The organism is Pantoea sp. ARC270 (assembly GCF_003236725.1).
In the GTDB taxonomy this organism is placed as follows: domain Bacteria; phylum Pseudomonadota; class Gammaproteobacteria; order Enterobacterales; family Enterobacteriaceae; genus Pantoea; species Pantoea anthophila.
The window spans coordinates 283,666-308,614 of the sequence record NZ_PUGA01000001.1; the positions used below are offsets into that span (position 1 = coordinate 283,666).

22 protein-coding genes and 2 pseudogenes are annotated in these 24,949 nt (G+C 51.9%); 10 read left to right on the forward strand and 14 right to left on the reverse strand.

Annotated features, from left to right (window positions below; genetic code table 11):
- Window positions 1-7: 7 nt before the first annotated feature.
- The 4 genes and pseudogenes from map to CKF42_RS01365 all read right to left on the reverse strand — a co-directional run.
- The gene (gene map, locus CKF42_RS01350) at window positions 8-793 is read right to left on the reverse strand and encodes a type I methionyl aminopeptidase (RefSeq protein WP_009092855.1); all 786 of its coding nucleotides are present in this window, start codon (window positions 791-793) and stop codon (window positions 8-10) included.
- On the reverse strand, window positions 790-1,035 hold the full coding sequence (locus CKF42_RS01355; protein ID WP_009092856.1) for a ParD-like family protein: 246 nt from the start codon (window positions 1,033-1,035) through the stop codon (window positions 790-792). The genes map and CKF42_RS01355 overlap by 4 nt, the downstream gene beginning before the upstream one ends.
- Window positions 1,036-1,341: 306 nt before the next feature.
- Entirely contained in the window at window positions 1,342-3,270 is a 1,929-nt protein-coding gene (locus CKF42_RS01360; protein WP_111207291.1) for a methyl-accepting chemotaxis protein, read from the reverse strand.
- 415 nt (window positions 3,271-3,685) lie between these two features.
- Window positions 3,686-3,968, reverse strand: a pseudogene (locus CKF42_RS01365) (DDE-type integrase/transposase/recombinase); the annotation flags it as partial.
- Window positions 3,969-5,312: 1,344 nt separating this feature from the next.
- Between CKF42_RS01365 and CKF42_RS01375 the strand changes: the two are divergent.
- The 4 genes and pseudogenes from CKF42_RS01375 to CKF42_RS01390 all read left to right on the forward strand — a co-directional run bounded on the left by CKF42_RS01375 (window position 5,313) and on the right by CKF42_RS01390 (window position 9,103).
- Entirely contained in the window at window positions 5,313-5,690 is a 378-nt protein-coding gene (locus CKF42_RS01375; RefSeq protein ID WP_111207293.1) for a S24 family peptidase, read from the forward strand.
- Between the two features lie 2 nt (window positions 5,691-5,692).
- Window positions 5,693-5,920 (forward strand): annotated as a pseudogene (locus CKF42_RS01380) (DNA polymerase V subunit UmuC); the annotation flags it as partial.
- 73 nt (window positions 5,921-5,993) lie between these two features.
- Window positions 5,994-6,980, forward strand: a complete 987-nt coding sequence (locus CKF42_RS01385) for a tyrosine-type recombinase/integrase (protein WP_111207294.1) — start codon at window positions 5,994-5,996, stop codon at window positions 6,978-6,980.
- Entirely contained in the window at window positions 6,980-9,103 is a 2,124-nt protein-coding gene (locus tag CKF42_RS01390; RefSeq protein WP_199559849.1) for a tyrosine-type recombinase/integrase, read from the forward strand. The genes CKF42_RS01385 and CKF42_RS01390 overlap by 1 nt, the downstream gene beginning before the upstream one ends.
- A gap of 229 nt (window positions 9,104-9,332) precedes the next feature.
- Here CKF42_RS01390 and CKF42_RS01395 read toward each other — a convergent pair whose 3' ends face one another.
- The 8 genes from CKF42_RS01395 to CKF42_RS21015 all read right to left on the reverse strand — a co-directional run bounded on the left by CKF42_RS01395 (window position 9,333) and on the right by CKF42_RS21015 (window position 16,693).
- Window positions 9,333-9,683 (reverse strand): DUF305 domain-containing protein, encoded by a 351-nt coding sequence (locus tag CKF42_RS01395; RefSeq protein ID WP_046102741.1) that lies wholly within the window; start codon window positions 9,681-9,683, stop codon window positions 9,333-9,335.
- Window positions 9,684-9,827: 144 nt separating this feature from the next.
- On the reverse strand, window positions 9,828-11,225 hold the full coding sequence (locus CKF42_RS01400) for a heavy metal sensor histidine kinase (RefSeq protein ID WP_111207296.1): 1,398 nt from the start codon (window positions 11,223-11,225) through the stop codon (window positions 9,828-9,830).
- Window positions 11,222-11,902, reverse strand: a complete 681-nt coding sequence (locus CKF42_RS01405; RefSeq protein WP_007708057.1) for a heavy metal response regulator transcription factor — start codon at window positions 11,900-11,902, stop codon at window positions 11,222-11,224. Before CKF42_RS01405 ends, CKF42_RS01400 begins: the two co-directional genes overlap by 4 nt.
- Window positions 11,903-11,930: 28 nt before the next feature.
- Complete coding sequence (copD, locus tag CKF42_RS01410; protein ID WP_111207297.1) at window positions 11,931-12,863, reverse strand: copper homeostasis membrane protein CopD; 933 nt, start codon at window positions 12,861-12,863, stop codon at window positions 11,931-11,933.
- 4 nt (window positions 12,864-12,867) lie between these two features.
- Complete coding sequence (gene copC, locus CKF42_RS01415; RefSeq protein ID WP_103791066.1) at window positions 12,868-13,248, reverse strand: copper homeostasis periplasmic binding protein CopC; 381 nt, start codon at window positions 13,246-13,248, stop codon at window positions 12,868-12,870.
- Between the two features lie 35 nt (window positions 13,249-13,283).
- Complete coding sequence (locus CKF42_RS01420; protein ID WP_369974592.1) at window positions 13,284-14,111, reverse strand: copper resistance protein B; 828 nt, start codon at window positions 14,109-14,111, stop codon at window positions 13,284-13,286.
- Window positions 14,112-14,253: 142 nt separating this feature from the next.
- On the reverse strand, window positions 14,254-16,074 hold the full coding sequence (locus tag CKF42_RS01425) for a copper resistance system multicopper oxidase (RefSeq protein ID WP_111207298.1): 1,821 nt from the start codon (window positions 16,072-16,074) through the stop codon (window positions 14,254-14,256).
- A 337-nt stretch (window positions 16,075-16,411) separates the two neighbouring features.
- Window positions 16,412-16,693, reverse strand: coding sequence for a hypothetical protein (locus CKF42_RS21015; RefSeq protein ID WP_146239910.1), 282 nt, complete (start codon window positions 16,691-16,693; stop codon window positions 16,412-16,414).
- A 198-nt stretch (window positions 16,694-16,891) separates the two neighbouring features.
- Here CKF42_RS21015 and CKF42_RS01435 point away from each other — a divergent pair, with 198 nt between their 5' ends.
- Window positions 16,892-17,218: a four-helix bundle copper-binding protein gene (locus tag CKF42_RS01435; RefSeq protein WP_111207300.1), complete on the forward strand. Its 327-nt coding sequence runs from the start codon at window positions 16,892-16,894 to the stop codon at window positions 17,216-17,218.
- A gap of 49 nt (window positions 17,219-17,267) precedes the next feature.
- Here CKF42_RS01435 and CKF42_RS21020 read toward each other — a convergent pair whose 3' ends face one another.
- Window positions 17,268-17,585, reverse strand: a complete 318-nt coding sequence (locus CKF42_RS21020) for a hypothetical protein (RefSeq protein ID WP_146239911.1) — start codon at window positions 17,583-17,585, stop codon at window positions 17,268-17,270.
- On the opposite strand from CKF42_RS21020, the gene umuC reads away from it, so the two are divergent.
- The 5 genes from umuC to CKF42_RS01470 all read left to right on the forward strand — a co-directional run bounded on the left by umuC (window position 17,584) and on the right by CKF42_RS01470 (window position 23,374).
- On the forward strand, window positions 17,584-18,609 hold the full coding sequence (gene umuC / locus CKF42_RS01440) for a translesion error-prone DNA polymerase V subunit UmuC (RefSeq protein WP_111207301.1): 1,026 nt from the start codon (window positions 17,584-17,586) through the stop codon (window positions 18,607-18,609). The two genes, CKF42_RS21020 and umuC, sit on opposite strands and share 2 nt — an antisense overlap.
- A 118-nt stretch (window positions 18,610-18,727) precedes the next feature.
- Window positions 18,728-19,447 (forward strand): alpha/beta fold hydrolase, encoded by a 720-nt coding sequence (locus CKF42_RS01445; protein ID WP_111207302.1) that lies wholly within the window; start codon window positions 18,728-18,730, stop codon window positions 19,445-19,447.
- A gap of 266 nt (window positions 19,448-19,713) precedes the next feature.
- Window positions 19,714-19,998, forward strand: coding sequence for a hypothetical protein (locus CKF42_RS01450; RefSeq protein WP_111207303.1), 285 nt, complete (start codon window positions 19,714-19,716; stop codon window positions 19,996-19,998).
- Window positions 19,999-20,901: 903 nt separating this feature from the next.
- Window positions 20,902-21,267: a hypothetical protein gene (locus CKF42_RS01465; RefSeq protein ID WP_111207305.1), complete on the forward strand. Its 366-nt coding sequence runs from the start codon at window positions 20,902-20,904 to the stop codon at window positions 21,265-21,267.
- Between the two features lie 49 nt (window positions 21,268-21,316).
- The gene (locus CKF42_RS01470) at window positions 21,317-23,374 is read left to right on the forward strand and encodes a pyrroloquinoline quinone-dependent dehydrogenase (RefSeq protein ID WP_369974593.1); all 2,058 of its coding nucleotides are present in this window, start codon (window positions 21,317-21,319) and stop codon (window positions 23,372-23,374) included.
- A gap of 209 nt (window positions 23,375-23,583) precedes the next feature.
- On the opposite strand, the gene CKF42_RS01475 is transcribed toward CKF42_RS01470, so the two are convergent.
- Window positions 23,584-24,324, reverse strand: a complete 741-nt coding sequence (locus CKF42_RS01475; RefSeq protein WP_233501010.1) for a hypothetical protein — start codon at window positions 24,322-24,324, stop codon at window positions 23,584-23,586.
- Window positions 24,325-24,949: the final 625 nt, after the last annotated feature.

The following is a 24,949-nucleotide window of genomic DNA, read 5'->3' on the forward strand; positions in this document are numbered from 1 at the left end:
CACTGGATTAAATTGCCGGGTAATCACCGGTGCCTTCCGGCCAGGGCGTCAGCAGATCGAAGCCGCTTTCCGTCACGGCGACCGTGTGCTCCCACTGCGCCGAGAGTGAACGATCTTTCGTCACCACCGTCCAGCCATCAGACAGCACGCTGGTGCCCGCTTTACCGGCATTGATCATCGGTTCGATGGTGAAGATCATGCCCGCCTTGAGTGGCATTCCCTGGCCCGGTGTGCCGTAGTGCAGCACCTGCGGTTCGGTGTGGTAAATCTCACCCACCCCGTGACCGCAATATTCACGCACCACGGAGAAACCGGCCGCTTCTGCCACACGCTGTATTGCGGCGCCGATATCGCCCAGCGTTGCGCCCGGACGGACCGTTTTGATCCCGGCCACCAGCGACTGATAGGTGATCTCAACCAGCCGTTTCGCCCGGACTGATGGCGTGCCGACGAAGTACATGCGGCTGGTGTCGCCGTACCAGCCATCCTTGATGACCGCTACATCGATATTAACGATATCGCCATCCTTGAGCTTTTTCCCGGCCGGGATACCGTGGCAGACCACATGATTGACCGAGGTGCAGGTAGTGCGGGTATAGCCTTGATAGCCGATGTTGGCTGGCGTCACCTTCAGTTCGTTCACAATAAAGTCGTGACAGATATCATCCAGCTCTTCGGTGGTGATGCCCGGCCGGACGTGTGGCGTGATCATGGCCAGCACCTGCGCGGCAGCCTGTCCCGCTGCCCGGGCCATCTCGATTTCTGCTGCGGTATGAATTTTAACGCTGTTCATGACACATCTCCTTGTGTGGCGAGGATCTCTTCAGGAAGCATATTCCGGATATCGGTGCGGCCTTCCACCTCCAGCCGGATCAGCATCTGCGCCAGTTGGTGTTGGGTCTGCTGGGGATAGAGTTCCGCCAGCATGCCGATTTTAAGCCAGTGTTCAGCCTGTGCATTGATGGAGCGGCTCATCGCCTGACTGGCGATGCGCAGATTCTCATGCATCAAATCCGAAATTTTAACGATACCCATGCTAATCCTATATAAAACGTATATGTTTCGTATATAGCATATCTATTATGGCATGGGTTGCAAGGGTAAATTTATGCGCGCAGGAAAATGTCCATAATTACGGAGACATCATACGAGTAGATACGTATCGCCACGTGAAGGGAGGTCCTTCTGAGGGAGTGTGAGATCGCTGCGTGCAACCGGAACACATTGCTTTCAGCTGCAGCCATGCTTGCAGGTTAGTGAATCGCCCGGCGCCAGATAGCTGGCCCGGGCAGTAATGCTGGATCAGTTTACGGGCTCATCGCTGCCAAACCCTGATTTGCACTATCCGTTAACCACTTTGAATACGGATATTTCCTGTGCGAGCTGTGCTGCCTCGTCTCGCAGAACCTGAGTGTTTTCTGCAGTCTGGTTGATCAGTGACAGGTTTTGCTGAATACCGCGCTCCATCTGTGTAACCGCAAGCGTCATTTCCGAAATGCCTTTGCTCTGCTCATCACCGGCGACACGCATCTCCCCAACAACCTGTCTGACGCGATGTACGTCGTTAACCAGTTGTTTCAGTTGCTCACCAGCACCTTTCACCAGCTTGCTGCCAGCAATGACCGTGCTGTCGGAATCGGAAATGAGGAGTTTAATTTCCTGTGCTGCGTTTGCGCTACGCTGCGCCAGCGCACGGACTTCTGCTGCGACAACGGCAAATCCTTTTCCCTGCTCGCCGGCGCGCGCCGCTTCTACTGCCGCATTCAGCGCCAGTATATTGGTCTGGAAGGCAATGCTGTCAATCAGTCCCAGGATTTCAGCGACGCGTTGTGAGGAGTTCTGAATGGCTGCCATAGTGTGCACCATTTCCTCCATTGTTCCTGAACTGGTCTGCGCAATCTGCGAAGTTTTTTCCGCGACCGTATCAGCCAGCCGGGTGTTTTCAGCGTTCTGCTGTACTGTTGCGTTAAGTTGTTCCATCGCAGCAGCACTCTGCTCAAGCGCAGCGGCCTGCTCCGCAATCTTGTCTGAAAATGACTGATTGCTCTGAGCCAGCCCCGATGCATTAAGCGCTACCGTTTCGCTGCTGCCTTGAACACGCGTGATTACACCCGCAATCTTATCAACGAAAATGTTGAAGGCTCCGGCAATGTCGGCAAGTTCGTCGTGACCATTACGCTCAAGACGGCGCGTCAGATCGCCATCTCCTGTCGCAATCTCGTTCAGAGCATCATAGGTATGACGCAGGCGCTGACCAATACGCTGTGTAAACCACCAGGTGAGAATAAGCAGAATAATCATGGCAGGCACAAGGAATATGAAAATATCCCACATGATCGTGCGGGCCATGCCACTGACCACTTTCTCTGGCGTAACCAGACCTATGATCCAGCCAGTTCCCGGCATGCGGAACAGGGTAACCTGTGCGGATTGATTCAGGTGTGCATCATTAATACGGTCGACTCTGGCCAGGGTTGCATCAGGCCCCAGGCTTTTTAATTTTGACACAACGGGCTGCAGCCAGCTCTCTTTCTGAGCAACAGTGGATAAGGTATTCAGCACTTTGGTATCCACGCCAGGGTAGTAGAGCAGCGTACCGGTCTTGTCTGCCGCAAGGGCATACCCCCCCGTCACATTACCCTGAGTTTTCACAAACTGTGCCAGGTTATCCAGCATTACATCCAGTGTAGCGACACCCGCGAAACGGTCACCGGCATAGTAGGGTACGCTGCAGGTCACCATTTTGACGCCTGAAACCTGATCCTGATAAACATCGGACCAGGTACAGCGATCGCGTGGCGCATTGCGTGCCTGTGTATACCAGCTTTCCTTGTGATAATCGCCGGTAGCGGGCTGATTATATCCGTCAGAGTAAGCGAGTTTGCCACTCTCTTCACGCGCCCAGAAGAAGCTGCGCAGTGCAGTGCCTGCAACAAACGCATCCGGCTCAGGCCAGATGCCTCCACCGGCGATAGTATGATTACCATTACTGTCGATCATTTGCGGAAAACTGTTCTGCCACAGCGAAACATCGTGGGGCAGCACCTCTGCCAGACGCGCCATGCTGACTGCCTCTCCCTGAATGCCCGCCAGTTGCTGGTCCAGCCTGCTGACCAGGTTTCCACCGGCTTGCTCAATTAATTTATTGCTGGCTTCAATAATGCGTGGCTGACCACGTAACAACAGTACAAGACAGACAATTGCGGTCGTCACGCCTAACAGCAGGACGCCACCCAATGTCATTTTTGTAGCAATACGTGCAGGAAACATATTTATCCTTATTTATCAGGAAATTATTTTCTTTATGTGACGAGCTTTCTCTGGAAAGCAACCTGGTGATATACCCCTTATTGATTATCGGCAGACGCCTGCGGATGTTCAGAAAATGTCCAGCTTATTTAGCTGGTCAGAGGAGAGCTGCCCGTTCCACGGTATTTGGCCTGTCTGCTTCTGGCACGAAAAAGCGCTGAGTGTGAGAACATCAATAACTTCCTGAGATCCAGTGGTGCGTCAGAATTGTCACTTCCTGATGCAAATTAACGAGCAGGCAGGGTGTCATCAGACGCAGTCGGGCAATGAGGACAGAACGTACAGCAGTCGTTCGCAGGACAGCGTTTTACCGTTCTGGCCGTCACGGGTGAGTTCATTGAATGGTGCAGAGAGGGGGATTTGGCGCTGCGGGCTGTTCACGCGATTCGTAGATCTTTTTCTTTATCCGTTCACGCTTCAGCAACTGAAAAAAGCTTTCTGCAACTGCATTATCGTGGCAGTTACCGCGATGGCTCATGCTGACTTCAACTCCATGTGATTTCTGGAACGACCACCACTCATGGCTTGTGGACTGACTGTCCTGATCAGAGAACCAGCGCCTGTCTTTGGGGGGTATGCCGCCTTACAGCCATCAGCAATGCGTTCAGGACACTCTCCTTTTCCATCTGCGGTTGCATTGACCAGCCAGCAATCCACCTTCTGTCATCTGGTTCGGGATTGCGACGTCATAGAGCCGAGAAAGCTTTCTCTCTGACAGGTCTGCGCGAAATATTAGCCACCGATCATCCTCACGCTGAGCACCAAAATGCCGCTCAAAAACGTTATGGATCAACAGATGCAACCTCCGGGCATACTTAGGAGTCGCTGAATGGATGCTATACGTCTGGGCGGGTCAACGTAACAATCGTCGCGATATGAACGAACAACATCCGTTTCTCGCGCTTAACAGACCCCGGCCTGCGTATCAGTGCGCTTTGTGTCAGAATCGGACGTCACTAACAACGGTATACAAGTATTAATGAGGAGCAAATCAGCCACACTAAGGATATTTATTATTGAGTATTGAACAGAAATTGTTTGTACTGGATTTATAGTCTTTTGCGGGTGGGGTATAAGAATTGAGTTTTTTACTGATGCTTGAAATTTTCACAGCACAAGCAGCAACCCAACACCATACTATAAAAGCCATAAAAAAGACAAACAGAGATAGTAAAGCCTTTACGCTATAACTGTGTAAATAACCCCTATATATCTCAGTAACGCTAATCGATAGTAACCATACAAATACTAAAGATACTAACCACTTGTGGAATTTATGAGGGTATATGTTTCCATCAGCAATTGTGTACATCCCTTGGTAACGTAAGACTGCCCTGAGGGAGGGCATCAATGACTGCGTATGTTCTGAGTAAAAACATATGATTTTGTAAGATAAATCCCGGTCTCTGTGTAGTCCGAACGACTGTAGACGGAACTGCTGTTCCGCCTTAGCTAACGGATCGGACATTGGTACAGATGAGTTCCTAAGCCACTCGACTGCATTTATCTGCTCGGAAGATGAGCGTGAAAAAAAATCTCTGCGATGAAATTGAATATACTTTTTTGTAACAGCTCCGATGATGCTAAGAACTACTGCGGAAACCACCGGATTACTTAAAAGATCCTTTATTAGAGCTATCATAGATTTTCTCCTGCTTATCTATCTTCTGGAAGGGTATTATCTCATTTGTTACAAGCCAATTAGAACCTGTCTCCTCAAGAAAGTAAATTCTATAGCGACCGCGATCCCTATCAAAAGAACTCGGCCTTAAGAATGTCTATATCTTCGAGAGCAAATCAATTACCTGGGGTTTAACACACACCTTAATTTATTTATGTAGTAATACCATGCCCAAACTTCAGCTTTTCCGCCTGTAGCAGACACCGGCGTACACATATGAGCATTGCCGGCTGTAACGACTTATACTCATCACAGGAGTCATAAATGTGTATGCCTGTTGGATGCAGACAGGCAGCAATGCTGGTCAGAATGGAGCATTTTAATGGCCTTTCAGAATCCCGCTCAGAACTACACCGAAACGTGCCTTAACCTGGGCGATCTCGTTCATCTTTCCCCTTACTCAACCTATTTGATGCGCAGCGAAAGCGACTGCCCCGATGCCGGTATTGTGAAAGGATCTGTGCTGGCTATCGATCGTGCACTGACGCCTGTACACCGCCAGCTAATCGTTGCTGAGGTTGACGGGGAGCTGACGCTGAGACGACTGCTGCTCAATCCGGTTCCCGCCCTGCAGGCGCTGGACGAGGACAAAACGGTAACAGTGCTGGATGTGAACCAGACGCTGCCCGTCTGGGGTGTGGTTGCCTATGCGCTCACTGATGTGGCCGGGGTGGGATTCAACGGGCCGGCAGGAGAGTAGGGATGTTTGCGCTGGCCGATGCCAATAATTTTTACGCCTCCTGTGAAACGGTATTCCGACCCGACCTGCGCGGAAAACCCATTGTGGTTGTGTCGAATAATGATGGCTGCGTTATTGCCCGCTCGGCTGAAGCAAAGCGAATGGGCATAAAAATGGCGGCCCCGTTGTTTAAGAATGAGCGTTTCTTCAGGGAGAACGGGGTATACGTATTCAGCTCCAACTACGAGCTGTAGTAAGTTACGTGGAATGCAACATTTACTGAGTAAACTTTGAGCAGCAATACCGCTGTCAGAGGTAAACACAATGCTGATTCCACCGGATGAACATATCCTGTTGCTGGCAGAGCGCTGGCTGAAACTGTTATCCAGACTGGGGCGGGCGCAGGCCACAATCGCCGCCTATCGCAGTGCCCTCCACCATTATTTTGCGTTCTGCAGTCAGCACAGGATTGAACCTGAAAAGGCCCGGTTTGAAGACCTGGCCGCCTACATCAGCCCTCAGCTGCCCGGCATGCCTTTTCCCGCGGCCAGCGCCACGCTCCAGCTGCGCCTGTCTGCGATCCGTCTCTGGTATGATTTTCTGGTTTATCAGAATATATGCAGTCTCAATCCGCTACCCCGTGCGGGTTTACCTGGTACCATTTATACCGGGCGGGGGCTGGTCCCGCGTATCACCCGCTTACCCGTAATACCTGACAATGAGCAATGGCTGAGATTTCTTAAACATGTTTCAGCTGCCTCCCTGCGTGACCGGCTGATGCTCGCGCTTGCTTATTTTGGTGCACTCCGCCGTGCAGAGGTGACAGCTCTGGCGCTTGAAGATATTGACCCTGCTCATCGCCTGATCCGTATCCGCCCGGAAACAACGAAAAGCGGGCGGGAAAGGGTTGTGTGTTATGGTCCGGACGTGGCGCCGGTACTGACAAACCATTTTCGGCAGCTGAAGCAGGCTGACTGGACACAGGGTGCGTTGTTCCGTTCATTTTCTGATCGTAACTATGGCACCCCCCTTTCTGTGTGGCACTGGAGTAAAACCGTACGCAGATGGGCTCTGGATACCGGGCTTCTACACATTACAACACATACCTTCCGCCATCTTCGTCTGACTCATCTGGCACGGGCCGGCTGGAAGCTGCATGAGCTGGCGACTTATGCCGGACACAGGGATCCGCGCACCACACAGATTTATATCCATCTGTCAGGTTCCGATCTGGCTGGCCGGATAACCGCAGCCGTGGCCGAAACCGACAAAAAAGTAGCCGGGCTTATTTTTCAGGCGGGGACATACTGATGAAGGAAAAGACAGCCAGCGTCACCTATGTACCTTTTAAACGCACTGATTATCAGCTGAGTGATGCATTAAGTCCTGAGGAAAGGGAAGCAATAAGTACAGGCTATCGACGGTCAGCTGCTTTAGACCAGCCGGATTCCCTGCCATCTTTACTGTTGCCCCTGCAGGATATTGCTTCGCGCAGCAGTATCAGTGCCAGACTGGTCAGAATTATCATACTTGCCGTTCTGGCAGAAACGCACCGGGCGGGGCAACCCTGCTGGCTGTGGACGCAGGAAAGATGGTTAACGCTCTGTCAGCAACACAGTTCTGGCAGGCCTTTGCTGGTCGCCTTTGCCTTTCATCTCGGCCCGTTTCCCTCTGCGCTCAGCCTGCCAGTGCATGGCGCACCGTCACTTTATGCGAGTGCCATCTATGGCCGGAGCTTTGTCAGCCATGAACTTAACCGGCTGAACGACGTTCTGATCTCACTGGGATATGTCGGGCAGAATCAGAAACACAATCTGTCGGGCATGCTGGGTGTTCTGATGCTGATGAACAATGATCCGCAACTTGAAACTTTTACGACAGATCTGCTGTGGCGGGGGCAGAACTGCCACGACCGGGGAATCGCAAGAGTTACAGGGAAAATATCCTATGCGCTTGCTGCTATGGGGATTATAAAAAGCCCCCTGAGAATGCGTAATTATAAAGAATGGCATGAAAAGCCAACAGAAGGTATCGCGCCTGACTGGGCCCGGTGGTGCCGGAAGTGGCGGGAAACGTCGGTACTCCGCCCCCGCTCCAGGGAAAATCAGTACAGTTTCATTCTCCGCTGTGGCCTGTGGCTTGCCCGGGAAAAGCCGGAAATATGCGAGCCGTCTGACTGGACAATGGAAACCTGCGCCAGCTTTATTTCAATGGTTGGCAGACTGAAAGTGGACGGGCTGTCACTGGACACCCATAAAGGAGGCAGGCGATCAAGCCGCTCTGGAGAGCCTCTGATGCCCCATTCCCGCAGCCGGTTTGTTTATGCAGTTCGCCGTTTTATGCTTGATTATGAAAGCTGGGGATGGGGGAAATTAAAATTCAGTCCGGCCCGTCATCTTTCCACGCCTGACACACCGCTGTTTCGTCAGGGCGTGAACCCCCGTGTCATTGATGATCCGGTCTGGCTGAAACTGGTCTGGGCAAGCCTGAATCTGCGTAAGGAAGACCTGCTGAGCGAAATTCATTACCCCCTGTCTATGCTTCAGGCTATGGCGGTGATCTGGACACATGCCGTGCTGCGACAGAACGAACTTATACGCCTAGCAATGAACTGCGTTACTCCACAGGCGGATGACATTCTGCAGGAAAACGGCAGCGCTATCCCGGCTGGCACTCTGTGCTATCTCAGCGTGCCAGCCGGTAAAACCTCTAAAGCTTTTGTTAAGCCAGTCTCGTCTGTTGTGAAAAAATATGTCGATATCTGGCTCAGTGAGCGTCCTCAGGAGCAGGCAGCACTTACGGATGAACGCACCGGTGAAAAAGTTCGTTATCTGTTTCAGAATCGGGGTAAACCGGTGGGAAGGAACATAATAAATCTCACTGTCATTCCGCTTCTCTGCGCCAGAGCGGGTATGCCTGTGGAAGATTCACGCGGTCCCATTACAAGTCACCGCGGCCGTGCTTCTGCCGTGACAGCACTGGCCAGTGTTCCTCAGGGCATGTCGCTATACGAGCTGATGCAGTGGTCCGGCCACTCGTCCCCACAGTCAACCATGCATTATATTCGTATACGGCCGACTCAGCTGGCCGCTTCATTCGTAAAAGCAGACAGAGTGGCTCACATGATGAGCGTGCTGATTGACCATGATCCGCTTGCCGTCAGCCTCACCGGTCCGGCAATATATTATGATCTCGGCGATTCGTACTGTATGAATCCTTTCTGGAGCAACTGCCCGCATCGGATGGCGTGCATCGGTTGTGACTTTAATCTGCCAAAACAGAGTGCAAGAGGACTTCTGCTCGAAAGTAAGGCGTCCGTAAAAAGATATCTGGAGGAGGTGCCGCTGACGGTTGACGAGAGAGCCATCGTGGAGGGAGATACGGAAAAACTGGAGGCTGCTCTGAGAAAAAGCGATAAGGTTCTCATCCGGTAAAACATCTGTCCGGACAGCATATTATTTCAGGTAAGTAGCAGCACAGTGCGTGAGTTCTGCGTCGTAACAGAAAGCCAGCAGTCAAAGCTGATTCACTGAGCATACCTCTTTTTGCCGCAGTCATTCCGGTTTAGATTATTTCTTTTTTCTGCCTGAAAAAAGATAAATAAGGGCTCTCTCAGGGGCCCTGCCGGTCGGTTGAAATCAGTCTTCTGATGTCAGATGAAAACTATTTATTCAGCCATTTTTCCAAATGTTCAATCTCCGTTTTCTGTGCTTTGATGACATCTTCAGCCATCTTTCTCATTTCAGGATCTTTTCCGTACTTCAGCTCTGTTTCGGCCATGGCTATCGCGCCTTTATGATGCTCAGCCATGCCTCTGGCAAAAGCCCTGTCTGCATCCTGCTCCTTCATCGCATCCATCATGCTGCGGTGCATATTCTGCATGCCGGCCATGTATTCTTTTGAGGCCGGGGACATATGCATGTCCTGCGTCATCTTCATATCTGGCTTCTGTGCCATAGCCGCAACTGGCAGAACAACCAGCAGGGAAACCAGGGCTGTCTGTAATTTTTTCATGATCCGTTCCTTTACTGGGCTAAGATACTCAAGTTTAGTTAAGCACCCGGGATCGTTTCACAAAACCGGGAAAGAAATCCTTGATTTAAAGCAGTTCAGAATTATTACGGGCGAAAGCACGAAGAAAGCGCACATCAACGTAAATTATGCTGCCGGTATTTTTACCGTAAACGTAACGATGTCTTCGTCCAAAAAAACCTGCAATGTACCGTTGTGAGCCTGAACAACGGCTCGCGTGATGGAAAGGCCCAGGCCAGCACCGTCCGTGTTATGTTGCCGGGACGAGTCGCCCCGGTAAAAGCGATCAAAAAGCCTGCCCAGATTTTCCTGCGTGATGGCTTCCGTGCGGTTAGATATATGAACAAACGCCATCCCGATCTGCTGTTCTGCCCGGATCAGGATCGCCGCGCCGTCTGAAGAGTACTTTATGGCATTGGTTATCAGGTTGCTCAGCGCCCGGCGCAGCATCAGACGATCGCCCTTCATGCTGGCACCCCCTTCAAGCGTCAGGGTTTTACCGTTTTCAGCGGCCAGTGGCTCGAAAAATTCGATTAGTTCTTCGAGTTCTGCCTTTGCGGAAAAAATCTCATTTTCCAGCGCCAGCAGCCCGTTTTCAGACTTCGCCAGAAACAGCATGTCGCTGCTCATTCTGGCAAGTCGGCCCAGCTCCTCCAGGTTTGAGAAAAGCACTTCCCGGTAGCTGGCAGCGTCACGCTCCCGGGACAGGGCAACCTGCGTCTGCATCATCAGGTTACTTACGGGAGTGCGCAGCTCATGGGCTATGTCAGATGAAAACTCTGACAGGCGCCTGAAAGAGCCCTCCAGTCTCTCCAGCATGCTGTTAAACTCGGCTACGGTAGGCATAAGCTCCGAAGGAAGGTGTCGGGCCGGCAGGCGCTCACTGAGATTATTAACGGTAATAGCCGAAGCCAGCCGGTTTATTTCATTCAGCGGCCGGAGTCCGATCCGGGTGGCAAGCCAGCCCAGCAAGACAGAAAGAAAAATCAGTCCCCCGTTAAGCCACATCAGCCACTCTTTCAGCTGGCCGATAAATTCATCATGAAAGCCAGTATCGTAGGCGGCTGTTATCAGCACGTCCCGGTGCCTGCCCGCGTTCTCTGCACCGATTTTTTTAATCATGACGTTATAGCGCCAGCCGTCTTCCTCCACCGTCTGCAGGGTGTTCAGCTTCAGAGCCTCACCGGCAAAGCGCTCAGCCGGAACCGGGAAGCCGGGAGAGAAATAGTCGGCGAGTATTTGATTATCAGCAGTCCTGATCGACAGATAAAGTCCGCTATGGCCCACCATGGCGTCGGCAAGCTTGCGGGCAAGCCCGGCGGTATCAAGCTTTCCTGTACGGACTTCACTTTCCAGCAGTTCGGTAGCCAGCTCAAGCTTACCGGTCAGCAGCGTAAGGTCCTGGCTGCGAAAGTAACTGCCCAGCGCGGCAACCAGCAGAAAGCTGGTAAGCAGCCAGACGGACATCATGACACCGGCAAAGACCAGGCTAAGTCTGGAAGTCAGAGACCAGTTACGCTTCATTCTTCACGTATCTCCAGCACGTAGCCAATGCCGCGCACGGTATGGATCAGCTTCGGGCTGAAGTCATCATCCACCTTGCTGCGCAGCCGCCGGACAGCCACATCTATCACGTTAGTGTCACTCTCAAAATTAATATTCCAGACCAGGGAGGAGATGAGATTTCTTGGCAGCACTTCACCGCGACGCTGCAGCAGCAGCTCAAGCAGAACAAACTCTTTTGTGGACAGATGAATTTTTTTGCCGGAACGGCTGACGCTCCGGCGGGATATGTCCATCACCAGGTCAGCTATTTCGTACATGCCGGATGCCAGAGAGCGGTTACGCCTGAGCTGGGTCCGGATACGGGCCAGAAGCTCGGCAAAATCGAACGGCTTGAGCAGATAGTCATCGGCTCCCAGGTCCAGACCTTTGATTTTTTCGCTGACGTTATCCCTTGCGGTCAGAAACAGCACGGGCTCTTCGTGGCGGGCCATTCTCATCTGCCGCAGAATGTCCCAGCCGTCCAGGGAGGGCAGCATCACGTCAAGAATAATCAGGTCGTAGCGCTGCTGAAGGATATGCTCCAGCCCCTGACGGCCGTCATTCACAAGGGTGACGTCATACCCTGCCTCCTGAAGACCCTGTTTCAGGTAAGTCCCGGTTTTAATTTCATCCTCGACGATCAGAAGAGTGGTCATGGTATAAGGGCCCTGCAGTTGAGTGTCGTTACGCCATACCGTTACCGGGCGACAGCGTGCCAAGCCAGGCTACGGTCGCCAGAATCAGGATAGACACGCTGAACTCTGTAATAATACTTTTGCGCATCAGCGCAATACCCGTCTTATAGTGGCCCTGACCGAGCGCATTTTCCAGTGCGGGTGCAAGCCGGAAGCGGTTCGCGGCAGCCAGCAACAGCATAACGAAAAACAAGCCTGTCTTGATTAGCAGAAGCAGCCCGTAGTGGCTGCCCGGCAAAGATTTGACCGGGTCTTCCACAATGAAGAAAAAGTTAATGACGGCGGTGATGACAATACTCAGCACAATGACCGTGCCGGCCCGGGAAAAGCCCGTCAGGGCTTCCGCAAGCTGCCGGACATGGCTGGCCGTCTGCGCCTTTTTGATGCATAACAGAATGGCAAAGGCCGTGAGCGCACCCACCCATGCACCGGCTGCCGACAAGTGGATGATATCGCTCAGCAGATGCAGATAGTAGCTCATACCGTCGTTCATGGCCGCATGGCCGCCCCATGCCAGGGTGGCCAGCGCTGTGCCTCCGGAAAGCGTGAGAACGTAACGCGACAGAACGGCATTGCGCAGGCGCAGGCCCAGTCCGATGAAGGCCAGCACGAGTGCGGCAAGCCGGATAACCCAGCTGAGGCCGACCGCAGTCTCACCGATAACCATCTCTATGATGTGGAGCGTGATTTCACCTGCGTCGGTCACGCCACTCATCGCCTGCGCGACCAGCAGCATATTCGCCAGCGACAGAACAATGCCGACGGATATCAGAATAAAGAAGAACGACCAGACACTGAATAATGACACCGATTTTTTAAGCGTTCCCTTCACGGCATACAGTTCAAATAAAGGCAGCCCAAACAGAACCATAAGGTCAAGGTAAAGGAAAAAGCGGATAACAATAAAAGTCTGATCGATCATGGCATTATTTCACGCTAAAGCTGACGTTACCCGTGCGCGGGTGTGTATCAGAAGACACCGCACGCCACTCCACCTTGTATGTGCCAGGCACCAGAGGTTTGGCTGGCGTGATCACCATGGTTTTCGGATCGCCACCGGCGGCCACTTTTGCCGCAACCGCCATCGGGGCATGAGAGGACATGCCGGGCATAGCGGTCATGACGAGACGTGCACCAGAAAATTTTGTGACCAGATTCTCAGTAAAGTGCAGCTCCACTTTTGAAGGCGCTGCCACCTGCGCTTTATCAGCAGGGACAGAAGAAGCCAGTTCCGGATGCGCCTGCGCGGCAAAAGCAGCAACAGAGGCGGCAACAGCGATGACGTAGCCAGCATAATTACGTTTCATATTCATACCTGTCTTGTTTGTCAGAATTAACTGCATCAGAACCACACGCGGGCACCGAGAAGAAAGCGCAGTTCGTTGTCTTTCTCTCCTTCACGGGTCGCCATATCGGCCGTGTTGCCATAAAGCTGGCTCCACGATACGCCCACATAAGGCGCAAACTCCCGCTTCATTTCGTAACGAAGGCGCAGAGAAAGCTCGGTACCGGACAGCCCTTTTCCGGTTTCACGCACCTCATCATCCTTTCCGTAAAAATTAGCTTCAAAAGACGGCTGCAGGATGAGCCGGTTGGTCAGCAGCACGTCATACTCCGCTTCAAACCGGAGCGCGGTGCGTCCCTGCTCACCGGCAAACGCGGTGAGTTCAGTTTCGAGGTTATACAGCGGCATGCCCTGAAAGCCGGCGGCGGCCCATGTCTGGGGCCAGCCAGGTTTAAAATCCTGTCGGGCGCCCGCAACCACGTCCCACCAGGGCGAGACAGCGTGCCCCCACAGGGCCTGCACCTCTGCCGACTCGGTTTTTCCGTCGCTGGTTTCCCCTTCGCTGCGCAGCCAGAGGCGATCAATATCCCCGCCTGCCCAGCCGCTGACGTCCCAGCTGAATCCTCCGGCCTCATTATTTTTCTGCCACTCAAGCTGATCGGCCAGCAGATACCAGTTCACGTTGCTGTCATGCACCTTATGGCCGTGTACGTCCGGAAACGCAGCCCGGCGGTCGGCGTCCGTCAGCACCGGAACAGGCGTTCTGCTTTCAGTCGGGGCAGCAGGCTGCATAGACTCCATGCCTTCCATCCCGGACATGGATTCCATATTGCCCATAGCGGAGTGGTCCATGCCCGACATTGCACCCATGTCATGCTCCTGCATGTTGTGCGCCGCTTTAGCCCGGGCATCAGGGGCGGCCGTAAGTGCGCTGCCGGCAATGGCTGCGAAAACCAGCAGTCCGGCCGCCGGGCGGGAAAAGTTATGTTTCATATCACCACGCTCAGAAGCTGACATCAAAAGTACCTCATTCATTAACCCGGACTTCACGGAACATGCCTGTTTCCATATGAAAAAGCAGGTGACAGTGGTAAGCCCAGCGGCCCAGCGCATCGGCCGTCACACGATAGCTGCGGCGCGTGCCGGGCGGCATATCAATGGTGTGTTTACGTACCAGAAAATTCCCTTCTTCATCTTCAAGGTCGCTCCACATTCCGTGCAGATGAATGGGATGCGTCATCATGGTATCGTTAACCAGCACGATGCGGACGCGCTCGCCATAGCGGAGCGTGACCGGCTCTGCATCGGAGAACTTGATACCATTGAAAGACCAGGCAAATTTTTCCATATGGCCGGTAAGATGCAGTTCTATGGTGCGTGAGGGTTCGCGTCCGTCTGGATCGTCAAAAGTGCTTTTCAGGTCAGCGTAGGTCAGAACCCTGCGGCCATTGTTCCTCAGCCCGATACCCGGATCGCTGAGCTTCGGGGTGGGCATCATGGCCTGCATGTCAACCAGGGGGTTGTTCGTTTCTGATGCCGGATGCTTCTGCATATCACCCATGCCGGCCATGCTGCCGTGGTCCATGCCGCCCATGCTGCTGTGATCCATGCCAGCCATACTGCCTGCCGGGGCGCTTTCCACAGCTGAACCATCCATGCTCTGCATGCTACCGCCGTCCATACCCTGCATCTGCCCGTGATCCATACCCCCCATGCTGCCGTGATCCATTCCCCCCATTCCCATATCATCCATGGTGAGCCAGGGACGAGGATCGGTGGAAGGAACCGGGGCAGTCATGCCTTCACGAACGGCAAGCGTGCCCCGGGCATAGCCGCTTCTGTCCATGGACTGGGCAAAGATGGTGCAGGCATCCTGTACGGGCTCCACAATGACATCGTAGGTTTCAGCCACGGCAATACGGAACTCATCCACGCTGACAGGGGTGACGTACTGGCCGTCAGCAGCCACCACGGTCATCTTCACGCCGGGAATGCGCACATCGAAGTAGGTCATGGCAGAGCCGTTGATAAAGCGGAGGAGAATTTTTTCGCCTTTACGGAACAGTCCGGTCCAGTTTTTACCCGGGCCCTGACCGTTCATAAGATAGGTGTAAGTCGCACCGCTGACGTCTGCAAGGTCAGTCGGGTTCATCTTCATTTCCGCCCACATCTTCCGGTCGGCCAGGGTATTTCCCAGTCCCTTATCCCGGGCATCACGGAAAAAGTCACCAGCAGCAGGCTTGGCGAAGTTGTAGTAGTCGGACTGCTTTTTCAGTTTTGCAAGAATGGCAGAGGCACTTTCATCTGACCAGTCGGTCAGCATTACCACGTGTTCCCGGTCATACTTAAATGGCTCAGGCTCAGCAGGATCAATGATAATCGGGCCGTAAACGCCCTCCTGCTCCTGCAGGCCGGAGTGGCTGTGATACCAGTAGGTGCCATTCTGCTTTACGCGAAATGAATAGACGTAAGTATCATCGGGTTCAATACCGTGAAAGCTGAGGCCGGGAACGCCATCCATGTTGGCTGGCAGAATAATGCCATGCCAGTGAATGGAGGTTGTTTCTTTCAGACGGTTTTTAACCCGCAACGTGACAGTATCACCTTCTTTCCAGCGCAGCAGGGGCCCCGGCAGGCCGCTATTGATGGTTTTGGCATAACGGATGTTGCCGGTGATGTTAAGTGGCGTTTCGGCGATAAACAGGTCGAAATCATTACCGGTAAGCATGTGGGGCTGTACCAGACTTACCGCCGAGAAAGCATTGAACGTCTTCATACCAAGACCGCCAGCAACGCTGGCTGCTGCGATCCCTTTGATAAAATTGCGTCGTGAACTTTTAGGCTGCATAACTGTGCTCCGGCAAAATGCAGATCATCCCGGGAGAAAATTTCTCCACACCGGGAGCATTAATAATGCAGTCCGGTCAGGAACTTTATTTTTGTTACCGGCAAGCTAACACAACAGGCACCCCGACTTGATTACATTTATGTCATGTTGGAACCTGCTGTTTTTAAATTACATTTTGGTCATTTTCGTTCACGGTGTTTTTTTTTCGGATACGATGAAAGTCACTGAGGCCGGTAAAGTTCCGGTCCGGAATTAACGGCTATTTTTATCCTTTAAACGTAAGGAATTACGAATGAAAAAGATTATGCTTGCCGCCGCTGCGGTCCTTCTGTCTGTTTCAGCCGCTCAGGCTCAGCCAGCCCCCATGGACATGTCCTGCTGCATAAACAAAAAAGCCCCGGCGGCCTCCATGAATGAACATGAGCTGGCGATTCAGGCACATCAGAGCAAGAATAACAGCAGTTCTGCCGCACATCAGAACATAATTGAAATGCACCGTAAGATGATGCAGGAAGAGAAATAAGCGCAGATAACAGCCCGTAGCCTTGGCTGAAAAAACTCGGGCAAAAATCACCCGGATTTTGTCCTGGTTACTGTTGTTACAGAATGTGTTGTGCATTAACCCTGATTACACTGAGTTAACTGAAAAACTTTGTTGAGGCTGTAATCAGCCGGCCCGTCTGACTGTGGCGGGCTTCTTTTTAAAACCCTGTTTCACCCCACTCCTGTTACCGTCTGTATAAAACGCTTTTGCAGCAATCAACATTTTGTTCCATGCTTACCACTTCTTTGCATTTAACGATGACGGGAAGAAATTATGTCTGAACAATACCGCAACTGCATTGAGGCCTGTTATATCTGCGCCGCAACCTGTGACTACTGCGCAACGTCCTGCCTGAAAGAAGAAAATATTGAGATGATGCGCGAATGCATCCGGACGGACATGCAGTGCGCCAGCATCTGCCGCCTGGGAGCTGAGCTGATGACAATGGACAGTGAATTTGCTGCTCAGATTTGTAAGGTTTGCGCAGAAGCATGCCAGAAATGCGGTGATGAGTGCGCGAAACATGAGCACGAGCACTGTAAGAAATGTGCTGAAGCCTGTTACCGCTGTGCTGAAGAATGCCGGAAAATGGCAGCGTGACAGCAAATGGAAGCTGTCCAGTCGCAGCTTCCGGAAAGTGCCGCCTGTCTCATTCCAGCCGGTGATTTTTGATACATTCACCCGGCGTCAGGGTGGTAAAAATCACCGTTCTTATCCGGACTACCCGCCATACAGCCAGAAGGGAAATACCGCGTCCCTGTTCAGGCTTTTTAAACTGACATCCCCCTGTATTAAATATCGCAAAAACCCGTGCGTGTTTTTGCAGCCGGTCGGTACATATGCCCTCTGCCTTATCCACAAAAACGGGGATAACCCCAGTATAATTAACATGCAGATTTGTTGTGTGCATTCTTTCAGAAAGATTTAAGTCTTGTGTTGAATTTCTATTCCACATAAATGGCGACATGTCGGCACGCATGATGGCGATACTGGGGGAGATGGCTGCAGGGCAGGAAGTTTACTCAATTGACGAGTGTTTTCTGGACGTTACAGGGATTAACAGCCTTATCCCGCTTGAGACCTTCGGACAGCAGATGCGCGAGCGTATCCGCAGGGAAACGGGACTCATCATTGGCGTGGGGTTTGCGCCGACGAAAACGCTGGCGAAACTGGCCAACCATGCGGCAAAGAAATGGACACAGACTAACGGCGTTGTGGACCTGTCCGACAGACACCGGCAGCGAAAGCTCCTGCATCTGACCGACGTCAGCGATATCTGGGGTATTGGTCAGCGCATCAGCAAACGCATGAATCAGCTGGGAATAACAACGGCCCTGCAGCTGGCAGACAGCAACATCAGCATGATACGGAAAAATTTTGACGTCATCGTTGAGCGTATCACCCGTGAGCTGAATGGTGAGTCCTGCATCGCGCTTGAGGATGCACCGCCACCGAAAGAGCACATACTGAACTCGCGGTCTTTTGGTGAAAGAGTCACAAAACTGGAAGACATGCAGCAGGCAATCGTGCTGTATGCCACGCGTGCGGCAGAAAAGCTCAGGGATCAGAATTCACGCTGCAGGCATATCAGTGTCTCAGTTGCCACCGGCAGACATGGCGATGAGCCTCGATATTCCAACACGGCATCCTGCATGTGCGATTATCCGACCAGTGATACGCGGGACATTATAGAATCAGCGCTTCGCGGTCTTGGCACTATCTGGCGGGAGGGCTTCCGCTATGCCAAAGCTGGGGTGATGTTGGGAGATTTTTACCCGTCCGGCATGACGCAGTTTGACCTGTTCAGTGAGCAGCAGCCCCGTGCAAACGCAGATGCTTTAATGGCGGCACTGGACGGCATTAATCGTTCAGGGAAAGGAAAGGTCTGGTTTGCGGGGCAGGGAGCGCGCGACAGCTCATGGCAGATGAAGCGTGAAAGGTTGTCGCCACGCTATACAACGAGGTTAAAAGATATTCCTGCCATAAAGTAGCTAAAAGTATCGGGTGAGCCTGTTAGCTGAAAGTCCGCCCTGTGCCAGAAGCAGACCAAAAGGCAATCTTTCAATGATGAAAAAAGTATATTTTACGCTCCTTTAAGAGGGGGATTTAATGGATACAGGCGTCAGTCAGGAAACTGTAAAAGCTGACATTGCGGGAAAAAGCCTTGATGTGACACTCTTCAGAGTAAGGGATGCTACAACGTGTATTCTCTTTGTTCCCGGACTGGGCGGCAACCCGCTAAGACACATAGGGCTTATCCGAACATTTGCTCGCCACGGAGTAGCCGTTGTAGCGCCACATTTCGAACTTTTGAATTCGCGTTTTCCGACTCAAGCTGAATTGACAGAGCGCGTCCAGCGACTTAACCTGGCGGCTGAAAAATTCTGCACAGGATATGCCTCAATATCAGGTGTTGGCCATTCACTCGGAGCAGTAATTTTACTCATACGTGCTGGAGCTACCGCCTGGACCAGTGCCAGAGAACCTGTCAGGTTTGAAGGCCATAATATCCTTAATCGACTGGTCCTTTTGACGCCCCCCTCCGACTTTTTTCCAGCACATCTGTCATTGGTCCCCATAAAGATACCGCTTCAGATTTGGGCGGGTGAAAAGGACGTAATTACGCCACCTGCACAGGCACTATTCCTTCATCAGTCCTTACGTTTACACACTTATTCTGAACTACACATTGCTGAGAATGCAGGTCACTTTACCTTCATGAATGAGCTACCTCCGCAGGTCATAGATCCTCATCCATCGCGAAACGATTTCCTTCTGAAACTGGGAGAAACAATAACTCAGTTCATCAAATCCCCAGAAGTCACATAAGGTGTGGTTATTGCATATTATCGCATCCGCACTTTATCATAGTGGACACTTCGATGGTAAATGTCCGCTATTTACCCGTATAGGCTGTTAACAAAAATGGATGTAATCAAAGGGCTCAGGTCAATGTGGATGCATAACGCTGTTCAAAGTTGGTGATTTTGAGCAGATAAGACAAGCCCTGCTGCGCACAAGTAAAATGACAGTGGCAGGCTCACGCAGTGGGTTAATGGCTTATGGCTACGTGGATGTGATGGGCAAAGCTGATTATGCAAGATGCATTGACTAGAAAGATCGCCGTGAGTGTTGTTTCGCTGGTTTTAGCTGTGCTTCTCATAAAGTACATCACACCACTCAACAATCTTATTTTCACCTTTGGTTCATGGCTTTTCTTCAAGCTTGGCCCAGTAGGACAAGGGTGGATTGGAAGTGACTATCAATGGGGAGAAGACCCCGTTACTTTTTTCGTGGCTCTTTTAGCGGTGTTATTTCTCGGATGGTTGATATCGAGGATTATAAAAAGCATTTTTCCGGCCACTAAAAAGTCCTTTTAAGCTAAATTTCTCACCCCGGACATTTAAAAACCGGGGTCAGGCGAGTTCTGATGAGTGTACTGGTTAAATGAAACCCAATAACCAGATCGATTTCGCTAAGCCCAGCTGACGCTGGGTTTTTTATGCGCATGAAACGAGGTTTCCATTGATGTTCAGGCCTAGCAGTTAGCCGTCCGTCTGGCGCTGGATGAGCAGATTACGCGCCAAATGCTGCAGGTCAGCCCTGATGCAATCGAGCTCAACAAGACGTTTCTCGTTATAACTAAAAAACATTAAAGCACTGACCAGCGCGGCCTGTAAGGCGACATCCGCGCTGCGGACTCTTAACCGCATATTTAATCATCAGTTTTCCGGCGGGTCCCATGGCGCGTGCATATGCCAGTCCTGGCGGGACGCTCGCACAGCCTTCGCCTTCAGAACAGGGTCAAAAGCCGGGGATCTACTAACATTCATGCGTCAAATGCACGAAGCGAGGCTTTGCTATACAAAAAAGCATTGATACCTGTAACGTCCTGTATTCACCCCGAAGGCGCAAAAGTTTTCCCACTCAATGGGGTTGAACCAGGTGATCACCAGTTTAAGTCAGAGTTCAGTATCCAGAACCCCCTTAAAAGTAAGCGGAAAAAATGAGCAATCTGCACGCTTCATAAAATCGCCTCTTCTATTCAAAAATAATTTTTGCCCGCAAAACATCCCGGCTTGCGGAATTTCGTTTTCCTTCCATGCCAGAGGTGCGCAGTTTCCCTGAGGAAGTTCACGCCTTGTCCTGTGATCTGAATACATTGAATGTTCAGCCCGCTACAGATGGCAGGTTTTTTTATCATTTTCCGGTGAAAAACAGCCGCATAAACCTGCCAGTGCGCCATATTTAATGATTAATCAAACACCATGGGACTTCCTGTTATGTTGCAACCTCAATCTTCACGTCCGGGCGGCTTACTGCTGCTGATCGCGGCAGCGATCGGTTTCGCGGTGGCTTTGTATGCGTGGCTGACGCCACTGACCGGTGTGACCGGGACAATCGGCGCGTTAGGTGTGGCTATCGCCAGCGTCATTCTGGCGATACTGACATTTATTCTGCGTAGTGCATCCGGTCGCGGTGCACGTGCGACAGTAATTGTTCTGACCCTGTTCGTGTTATTCGGTACTGCTTTCGCCGCCGCCTTGCTGCACCAATACATTATTACAGCAGCGATGGTTGCAGGCCTTATTGGTCTGATTACGCTCTGCAGAAACCCCGCCCGTCCTGACCATCGCGTTAAAGCCTGAGGAAATCTTCGTGAAGAACAATAAAACGACTCCGGTAATGAAAGTCGGCATGACGGCGCTGGCGCTGCTGCTTACCCCACTGGCACTCCATGCGCAGGATAACGCTGCAGAGGCCTCTATGGGCGCGCGGGAGAAGGTCAGTCCGGATGCGGCTGATCACCAATCTCCCGGTACCACTAACACCACAGACGATGCCTCAACCGGCAAGCGTGATGGAGATAAGGTCGCAACGGCAGACAATTCCCCGACTTCTCTGGTGCCATCGGGTGCGACCTGGGACAGCTTTCATGGTCAGCTTAACGCGCAGAAATACAGCCCGCTGAAGCAGATTAATACCGACAACGTCAGCCAGTTAAAGAAGATCTGGGAATTTCATACCGGTGATGTCTCGGACGGCAAGGGTGAAACGCCCGCGACCGTCTGGTCAGCCACCCCTATTTTTGCCAATCAGACCCTGTATATCGGTACGCCTTTCGATCGCCTGATTGCCCTCGATCCCGGTACGGGCAAAGAGAAATGGCACTACGACACCAAATCCCCGCGTAAAGCCCTGACCCAGCCCGTTCTGAAAAACCGGGGCGTCTCTTACTGGCAGGCAAAAACCCCCGTCGCCGGAAAGGCGTGTCAGAAAATTGTCTATATGGGTACGGTTGATGGCAAGCTCTTTGCGCTGGATGCTGATTCCGGAAAGCCATGCAGCGACTTTGCTGATAATGGCGTTCTCGATCTGAATCAGTGGAACACGATTAATGCCAAATATCCGCTTTCAGTTCTGCAGCCGCCAACGGTCGTGGGTAACCGCCTGCTGATTGGCTGGGCGGGCAAGGACTGGGCCTATGCTGAAGCGCCTCCGGGCACGGTTTTCGCTGTGAATGCGCAGACCGGCAAACGCGAATGGACGTTTGACGCTATTCCTGAAGCGGTGCGCAAACGTACCGGTACGGCTAACGTCTGGACACATATGTCAGCTGATGAGGCGCATGGACTGGTGTATCTGCCGGTCTCATCGCCTTCTCCCAACTACTGGGGAGGTAACCGCACTGCACCTATCCCACTGGCTACCTCAACCACTGCACTGGATGTGAACACCGGTAAAGTCGTCTGGTCCCGTCAGTGGGTGCACCACGATGTGTGGGATTACGACATCAATTCGGCGCCGACACTGATGGATATCACGGTCAATGGCAAACCGATCCCGGCACTGATTCAGGCAACCAAGCAGGGCTTTTTGTTTGTGGTGAATCGGCTGACCGGTGAGGATGTCTGGCCGATTGAAGAGCGACCTGTGCCGCAGGGTGATGGCTCGGTTCAGGGTGAAGTTCTTTCACCCACGCAGCCATTCCCGACGAAACCTGCACCGCTGCTTGACCAGTCGAAAAAGCCAGCGATCTGGAAACTGGCAGATATGGTGGGGGCAGGTCAGTGTTCAAGGCTGTGGGATAAGCTGACCTATGAAGGCATGTACACGCCGCCTGTCACCAAAGGCGAAGGCACACTGACGTATCCGGACAGTGCGGGTGGCGTGCAGTGGGGCGGCGTCGCGTTCGATCCTCAAAAACAGATCGCGATCGTTAACACCTCCCATATCGTGCAGTACGTGAAGCTCTACAGCCGCGAAGATTATGAAAAAGCGGATAATGGCGCGGGCAATGAGAGTGGTTTTGCACCACAGGAAGGCGCGCCTTATGGCATGCGTCTCATGGTTGCCAATAACTGGCTGGGCATGCCGTGCTGGCAGCCACCCTTTGGTGAGATCGTGGCGATTGATATGCACACCGGTGACGTCAAATGGCGTCGTCCTGTTGGCGCATCTCAGCAGTATGGCTTCTTTATGCCAGAAAGCTGGGGCTCACCGACCATCGGCGGCCCGGCAGTCACTGCGGGCGGCGTGATATTTATTGGTGCGTCAATGGATGCTAAGGTTCGCGCCTATTCCGTGGAGAGTGGCGAGGAGCTGTGGTCCGATCAGGCTGAAGCCCCTGCGGTAGCCAACCCCTCGGTCTATGAGTATAAAGGCCGCCAGTACGTGGCGTTTGTCGCCGGCGGTAATACCATCCTCAAGGATCAGGTGGGCGACCAGGTGGTGGTTTACGCTTTACCTGAATAGCGGTTGCTGAAGATTCCGTGGAGAATGTATGGGGCCCATGGGGCCCCATTTTCTTTGTGATTCTGAGCAAATGATCATTCTTCTAAAAGCAATCTCATGCCCAGTCTGAGAGCCGTCGACTGCAGATAGAACTGAAAGGCGTTATTGATAAAAGTTACTGATTAAGCAGATCAAACAGTTCTGGCTTCTGAATTTTCAGGATTAATATCTTATGTATTCTTCAGGTTCAGGAAGTAGTCCATTAACGTTTTGTCCCTGCGCTTTCCATACTGAGTGTCATTTATGCCTGTGTTTTTATCCTGTATGAGATCATTGCCTTCTAATCTGAATCCATGCTTCTTGCCGGCTTCGGTGACAGTAAATACACCATCTTTGCTGATGACATCAGGTTCTTCAATTTTCAGTGTGGCTTCGCTGGCCGTATTTATTATGTAGTTATTCTGTCCCTGACTTACATAAGTTGCGAACGGAGATGCCATGAATTGGCTTTTCGATGTCGCATCAGAACCGGTAGTTTTCATGATGGATTCCAGATAGTCAAAACTCGCGGTATGACTGAAAGAATACCCAGGGTCGAGTTCATATCTGATAAAAGCAGGGTCGAGGCCAGAGTTTGCAAGGTTATCACCGCTCAGAATACGGGATGCTGTTGCAGCATCTTTATCTGTAAATGATACCGTCTGAACCCGACCAGTCGTATCGTGACTATTCCCTGTATTATAACTACCTGACACGCTTCCGAACTTACGGTAATTACCTAAATCGCGTGCTATATCATCAACATATCGTAAGTCAGCTCCCTGTGTCTGTGCCTGATCATAGAGATGTGAAAGTGCGCCCAAATCGCTCTTCGTCAGAAAAACAGAGGCATCCATTCCCTGGCTATTTTTGGTAAGCTGAGTCTGCATTTCAGGTAAGGTGCTTACCTTACCAAAAAGACGAGACATCATCAGTCCTCGTCCACTTATCGTAGACTGGCCTGACGAGACAGGCTGCACGACTGTAGCGTTGCTCTCGCTGGCAGGGTAGAGGCTGGAGCTTTCAGGGGTTTTAACTGATACAGATGGATTCTGCCTGTTAACGTATTGATGTTTATTGCCAATGCCTCTCCATCCTGAACAACACTCAGTCCGTGATAAATATCGATGGTTTTTTTAAGTAACGACAGAGCGACATAAAACTTTAGATGAAATGATTCATTTAAGGTCTCCATTCAAAAAAGCAAACGCTCTGTTCTTTACAGATTTAAGCGAAGAGGCCGCTTCTGGTACAAAGCGGACCTTGTGAAAAGTCAGACGTTCAGCCAGAGCGATATCAGGTTTTAATACCTGAATTACATCAACCTGACTGAAAGAGATTCATTACGAAAAGTCTGTCTACTTAGACGCTCTGGCACCGCTCATCCCCGGAGAACCATCGTGACCTCCATTAGTACCACCCTGACCACCCTGACCACCTAACCCCCCGAGGCCCGCATCACCTCCATTTCCACCGTTACCTCCATCTTCGCCACCACTTCCCCCATTACCTCCGTTTCCATCAGACCCGGCTCCGGCATTTCCGCCGTTACCGCCG